This is a genomic window from Paenibacillus sp. P4_E11 (assembly GCF_056401635.1).
The window spans coordinates 1-1585 of sequence record NZ_JBFUIX010000433.1 but is presented as its reverse complement, the minus strand read 5'-3'; the positions used below and the strand labels follow the sequence as shown (position 1 = coordinate 1585).

The 1585-nt window shown below is 49.2% G+C and carries 2 protein-coding genes; both read left to right on the top strand.

Annotation, left to right across the window (positions count from 1 at the left end; all coding sequences use genetic code 11):
* Positions 1-821, top strand: an 821-nt coding sequence (gene thiI / locus AC1DWB_RS34825; protein WP_477545642.1) for a tRNA uracil 4-sulfurtransferase ThiI, incomplete at its 5' end; no start/stop codon positions are given.
* 131 nt (positions 822-952) lie between these two features.
* The coding region (locus AC1DWB_RS34820) for a TerC family protein (protein WP_477545641.1) at positions 953-1585 on the top strand (633 nt) is incomplete at its 3' end.

Here is a 1585-nt window from a genome sequence, read left to right as displayed (position 1 = left end):
GTGGGACTATTCTTCAAAAGCAGGACGGGCTTACCGTAGACGTGCACAATCCTCAGCTCGATATTCGTGTGGAAGTTCGTGAGCAAGAGACGCTCGTGTTCTCCGAGGTGCTGCCAGGTCCCGGGGGATTCCCGCTTGGTAGCAGTGGCAGAGCGATGCTTATGCTATCCGGMGGCATTGACAGCCCGGTTGCTGGCTGGCTTGCGATGCGAAAAGGCTTGAGGTTGGAGGCCGTGCATTTCCATAGTTATCCGTTCACAAGTGAACAAGCCAAACAGAAGGTCATTGATCTGACCCGGATTCTTGCTCAATATGCGGGGAAGGTAACTTTGCACTTAGTGCCTTTCACGGAAATACAGACTAGAATGAAGCAAGAATGCCGTGACAATTTGTTAATTACCCTTATGCGACGCGCCATGTTCCGTATCACTGAGCAGCTAGCTGAACGCCAAGAGGCACTTGCGATCGTGACCGGTGAAAGCTTGGGTCAAGTTGCCAGTCAGACGCTGCCCAGCCTGCATGTGATCGGAAATGCAGCCTCACTTCCGCTTCTCAGACCGCTGATTACGCTGGATAAAGCGGAGATCACGGTGCTTGCTGAACAGATCGGAACGTTCCCCATATCCATCTTGCCCTACGAAGACTGCTGTACCCTATTCGTGCCGAAGGCACCCGCCACGAACCCGAACCTACGTGTTGTGGAAAGACAAGAAGCCTGGATGGATAGCTGGCTGCCTGAAGCCATTCGTACGGCAGTGAAGCAGACCGAGACGATGTATATTACTCCGGATCAAGAAGAAGAGAGCGACAGATTGTTCTAATATGGGTTGGACTTGATGTGAAACCATTGTCCAGCTCATACGTAATATAACGTTGCCAAGATGCTGGTCATGTCACATAAGTTTACAAGCCAAGCACAATTCTAGGAAACGATGCAGGAGGTTAATGAAGGATGGAATGGTTTTTGCTATTTTTGCAAATTATGCTGATCAATATTGTGTTAAGCGGGGATAATGCTGTCGTTATAGCGCTCGCTAGCAAAAACTTACCTCTGCATCAGCGGAAGCAAGCTATATGGTGGGGGGCGTTCGGAGCAATAGCTCTGCGGCTTATTCTGACCATTGTAGCTGTTGCGATCTTGAAAGTGCCATACATTCAGGCAGGCGGGTCTATTCTGCTTATGTATATTGCGATTAAGCTATTGCTTGACGATGATAGTCATGCCAATGTGAAGGAAGCTACATCGCTTGGGAAAGCGATCTGGACGATTATTGTGGCGGATTTCGTGATGAGTCTGGATAATGTGTTGGCAATCGCAGCCAAAGCCGGTGGGAATACAACGGTTATTATTCTTGGTATCGGGCTCAGCATCCCGATTATCGTATGGGGTAGCACACTCGTTATGAAGCTATTGCACAAGTATCCGATCTTTGTTTATTTGGGTGCTGGGATTCTAGGTTACACGGCGGGAGAGATGTTCGTCAGCGATGACAAGATGGAGCTGTATTTATTGCACGACAATGCTACCATGCACCATCTGATTCCTGTTCTCACTACCGTCGTCGTAATAGCGGCTGGGCTGATC